The sequence below is a fragment of the Oleiphilus sp. HI0080 genome, assembly GCF_001635135.1.
This window is the reverse complement of sequence record NZ_LWFU01000411.1, coordinates 1-5161: the sequence shown is the minus strand read 5'-3', so window position 1 is coordinate 5161 and position 5161 is coordinate 1. Positions and strand designations below refer to the sequence as shown.

Sequence of the window (5161 nt, the reverse complement as noted above, 5' to 3'; positions counted from 1 at the left end):
ATCGAAGTAGCAAAATATTTAGTCACCGCCTCTTGTGGCTGTACGATATTACTGAGCGAAACTTGGCTATCTGGCTAGGTAGCGAGACGGCTAAAGAAACAAGCAATAGCGTCGAGTACACGGCGATTTATCAGCCCAGCAGTGCGCTACGGATTCTTTCAGGTTTTAAGTTTGAGTACGAGCTGGATAGCGATGTGGATGATAAACGATATCTCACTAATCGAGAGCTGTACGTAAAGCTTGAATATACTTTTTCCAAAGGCTTTGATTAGCGCGTCTTTAATTGAATAAGGAAGATGGCATCAAAGACATGGGAAGGGAAAGTGAAAGCAGGCGAGAACCTCAGGGAGCGTTCGTTAACAAGCAATGATCGGCCGTATGCTGTATATCTTTTTAAGGCTAAAATTTCGCGCCAAAGTTGATATTCCATTTATCTACCTCGTTAAACTGTACGCCTTTTTGTCCTTTTTCATACCCAACACCAAGGCTGAGATTTGTATTGATGAGATAGCGTAGCTTGCTGGAGAGATACTCTTTGCTTCGCTGCCCTGAAAGCAATGAATAGAGTTTTTTGTAGCTACTATCCCACTGAAACTTCGCAAGTATGGAGTTTTTTGCACCATTCATAATCACGTTGATGTTGTAGCCGTAGTCGGCATAGTCTTTCTCGATTGACGCCTGTTTGCCTTGGTTTAGTATTGAGCCCCCTTCAAGCCGAAGGTCCCAATTTACTTTTAAGTCAAGATAGGGGCCTATAGGCACCATATTCAGGAAGAAGTTGTTCTCACCAAGGTCGGGTATGGGTGTCCACGTGCCGATGAAATTGAGACTGTCGCTATCCTGTATAGCATCGGACGTATAGCTGGGGTTTATGGTTATAAGGTGGTTTGAAAAATAGCTGTCATAGCTGCCAAGCCGGTATTCTGCGATTGCTCCAAGCGATAAGGCCCTCCTGCTCGAACTCGAGTTAACCCCTTTCACTTTTTGAATATCTGTATCTGACTGAAAGTATGCAAAATATTGGCTTGAATGCTGCTCCTCAAAGTTTTCACTGATTAATAATGCTGCAACGAGATCTACTTCAAGGTCTTTCGTGTTGGTTAATTCATTCAGCTCATAAGAGAAGTTGGCCGGAGCACCTTCTTTAAAAGGTTTGATTATGTCTTCTGGACGTTCTCGGAGAATGAGTCGTTCTGACCAACTCTCTGAGGCCTTTGATGAAGTGTCTTTCTTATTTGAATCTGAGAGCGATTCAGCGTTCGGCTCGATTGGCGGGCAGACGGATTGGATGCCCGAGTCATTTGATAAGAACGTGCGCACATTAATGGATGAGCCGCTTCCTTCTCTACCCGGTAAGAAGCGGGTGGTGAATGGATTAGGCGGGGCAGGAGACCACAGGCTCTTGATAATGTTTTGTACCTGAATGATTTTTTCCTTATCCAGATCATTGCATCGTCCAGATGCCTCGCATTTGCTTAACTCATCAGGCTCCGCTATGAGGGCTACTTTCTCTTGATATAGGGTGCTTCCATCGCCGTTCAGATCCATCGCGGCATCGCTCACATCAACGACATCGAGCAACCAAAGAAATAGCTTTTTTGGGTTTACGACTTGCTGCTCGGATTTTGTCTCGCAAAATATACTGGAGTTTGTTTTCAGAATGCTATTGGCGTAATCGACCTCATTCGCTTGAGCGCTCGAAATCGTCGTTAAGCAGAAAACGAGAGGGAGGATACCTCTCATCGTTGAGCGCATAGTTGAACGCAAAGTTGAGCTTATAGTTGAGCTTATAGTTGAGATAGGTTTTAGCATAATTTTTATTGGGCGATAGCGCGCTCGCCCACACCTACTTGATGGTACAACATCATTGGTTATTTAGAATCGTCCTGTTGCTCTATGGCCGCTTGGTAGACGTGCACGTCCCGCTGAGGGAAGGGGATGGAGATGCCTTCCTCGTCAAAACGCTGCTTCACGGTGCGGGTGATATCCCAATAGACGTCCCAGTAGTCGGACGTAGCGACCCAAGGCCGAACGATGAAATCAACAGATGACTCATTGAGGGTATGCACTTTGATCATTGGCTCTGGATTTTTCAATACTTTCGGGTGCTCATCGAGAATTCCTGCCAGTACAGCTTCTGCTTTTGGAATGTCGTCGCTATAACCTATACCAAAAACCAAATCGACGCGGCGCGTCGTTTGTGCGGTTACATTGCGGATTACGTCTCCCCAAATTTTACTATTTGGAATCACCAAGCTTTGATTATCGAAAGTGAGAACGGTTGTCGAAACGAGGCTTAACTTCGAAACGATGCCGGTTACACCCGCTGTCTCGATTAGATTCCCCTCATCGAAGGGGCGATAAATTAAGATCATCATTCCAGAGGCAAAGTTCGAGAGTGTATCTTGAAGTGCAAAGCCAATAATAAAACCAACCATTCCCAAGCCAGCAAGCATCGGCCCAACCTCAACACCGAGCTGTGATAAAGCGATTAGAAAACCGATTAATAATACGAGCTTTGACGACATGGAGACGAAGAACTTGTGTAGCAGCGCAGATATTTTGAGATTTGAGTGATCAAGCGCGTTTTGCACCACTTTACGCACCAGCTTGGCGATGATCGAGAACACGAGTAGGACCGCGAAGAACATAATAATGTTTAGAATCAGATCAATGCCGTTCTCTGAAAACCAGCGAGCAAGTGCGTTCGTCATTTGTTCGCTCAAGCCAACGATAATATCTGCGTCTAGTAAGTCGCCTGATAGCTTTCCTCTGGCGATCACCAAGAACTGAGAGAGTTCTTGAGTGTCCATACTAAGACTGTTCATCAATTGAATGCGCTGGGCGAGGGTCTCAATCGCACCAACTTTTTTGTGTTCTAGTGCTTGAAGCTTGTCATTGATTTCTGTCTGTACGTCGGCATTTGCAAATCCAAGAACGCGTAGAAAGTTCTCTCTTGCATCAAGCAGCGCTTCAACACTATCTGCGGCATAACGGGCATAGGTTTGAAGTTTTTGTTCTAGGTAGGTGACGTCCGATGTGTGATCAAGATCGAGACCTTGTTGATACTGCGTGTTCACGAATAAGGCTTGAAGGTACTGATCAAGAATCCGATTGCGACGTGCAACGACTTGCTCATGGATTAATATATCCGTTTGCGCTTCAAGTTGGGCTTGCTTGTCATTATCTTGCGCATTTAGCGTGTCGATTTTTTCAATGATCGATTTGATGGATGTCGACTGCTCGTTAACGATGTCTATTAAAATCTTTTTTAAGACTGGGTCCGGCTCTTTGGCATTTTGGTAGTTTTGGTAAAGCGAGGCGAGTTTTTCTCTTTGTTCAAAAAAAGCATTTACATATCGCGAGCCCAGCACAAAACGGTGTAATCCCGTCGAACGATCAAATTCTCCGGCTGTCTCAATCATCATGTGTTGCAGTTCTAGGTATTCAGCGTGCTCTTTGATGGCTGGAGGCGGGTTTTCGGAGTTTGTTGTTGCGTAGCTGCTGAAGACAAAACCGGTGGTAACAATGCAGGACAAGATTACTAGTTTTGCTGTCATCCAAAGCGAGTGTTTCATAAGAACCTACCTAGTCATTCTATATTGTTGTTTTTTGCTGTCGTGCCGCGCTCTGATTCTGCCGAAACATGCGCGAGAACAAACATAGCATACAGGTTATTTTGATTCGCGCTTGCTCGACGCTTGTCTCAACTCAACTCAACTCGGCAGTTTGTCTATTTGGCCGTGCGCTCAGTCTTCACCAGTCTCGCGTTGAGTAGTTTGTTGGCGTCAGTATGGTGTCGTGCGCTTCGCTAAGAAGATTGGGGTAGTCGAGCGTGTAGTGTAATCCCCGACTTTCCTGGCGCTGGATGGCTGAGCAGATAATCAGGTCTGCAACGGTGACTAGGTTACGCAGCTCAAGCAAGTCGTTGCTGACAGAGTAATTACTGTAGTAGTCGAGAATTTCTTGGTGCAGTAAGTCAACGCGGTGTTTGGCGCGCTGCAGGCGCTTGTTTGTGCGAACGATGCCAACATAGTCCCACATAAAGCGTCTTAGCTCATCCCAGTTGTGGGCAATGACGACATCTTCGTCAGAGTCGGTGACACGAGATTCGTCCCATTCAGGTGCCTCGGGGGGCGACGGGATGGCATCGGCTTTTTGATTGATATCTTTGGCAGCAGCGTCGCCGTAGACAATGCATTCAAGCAATGAATTGCTTGCCATTCGATTGGCGCCATGCAAACCCGTGAACGAGGCTTCGCCGATGACATACAGCTGATTAACGTCGGAGCGCCCGCGGTGATCAACCATCACCCCGCCACATGTGTAGTGCGCTGCGGGTACGATCGGTATTGGCTCTTTAGTAATGTCGATCCCGAAACCCATGCAGGTTTCGTAGATTGTCGGGAAGTGAGCGCGAATAAAGTCTGCAGGCTTATGGCTTATATCCAAGTAAAGGTGGTCAGCACCTAATCGCTTCATTTCGTGGTCAATAGCGCGCGCAACGATGTCTCGCGGGGCGAGCTCTTCGCGGTCATCGAAGCGATGCATGAAGCGCTTTCCATTTGGCAGAAGCAAATGACCGCCTTCGCCACGAACAGCCTCCGTAATCAAAAAGCTTTTTGCCTGAGGGTGGTAGAGGCACGTTGGATGGAACTGATTAAACTCCATATTCGCGACCCTGCAACCACTTCGCCAAGCCATCGCGATGCCATCGCCGCTCGCTCCATCAGGGTTGCTGGTATAAAGATAGGCTTTTGCCGCGCCGCCTGTGGCCAAAATGACAAAGCGAGCACGAAATAATTCGACATGGCCGTCTGACCGATTGAGTACATATGCGCCAACGCAGCGGTTGCCAGGAAGGAAAAGTTTTTTATGTGTGATCAGGTCAATCGCGACGCGATTTTCAAACACCGTTACGTTTTCTGCGGCAAGCGTCTGCTCGCACAGAGCCTTGGATATTGCCATGCCCGTCGCATCATCGGCATGGACAACACGTCGATGACTATGACCACCTTCTTTTGTCAGGTGATAGTGTTTGGGGTTTTCGGCAGCGCTATCTTTAGTAAAGTTAACGCCCATGCTCTTAAGCCATTTTATGCTTTCGCGGCCACCATTAACGGTTTGCCTTACTGCGTCTTCGTGACACAAGCCGCCACCC

The 5161-nt window shown here is 47.1% G+C and carries 4 protein-coding genes; 1 reads left to right on the top strand and 3 read right to left on the bottom strand.

What is annotated here, in order from left to right:
* The coding region (locus A3751_RS22685) for a hypothetical protein (protein ID WP_197466223.1) at window positions 1-272 on the top strand (272 nt) is incomplete at its 5' end.
* Between the two features lie 127 nt (window positions 273-399).
* Here the strand turns inward: A3751_RS22685 and A3751_RS07550 are convergent.
* The 3 genes from A3751_RS07550 to nadB form a co-directional block, all read right to left on the bottom strand.
* On the bottom strand, window positions 400-1743 hold the full coding sequence (locus tag A3751_RS07550) for a hypothetical protein (protein WP_156492316.1): 1344 nt from the start codon (window positions 1741-1743) through the stop codon (window positions 400-402).
* Between the two features lie 128 nt (window positions 1744-1871).
* Window positions 1872-3578, bottom strand: coding sequence for a mechanosensitive ion channel family protein (locus tag A3751_RS07545; RefSeq protein WP_082863112.1), 1707 nt, complete (start codon window positions 3576-3578; stop codon window positions 1872-1874).
* Between the two features lie 178 nt (window positions 3579-3756).
* A partial coding sequence (nadB, locus tag A3751_RS07540) for an L-aspartate oxidase (RefSeq protein WP_068453940.1) occupies window positions 3757-5161 on the bottom strand: 1405 nt, incomplete at its 5' end.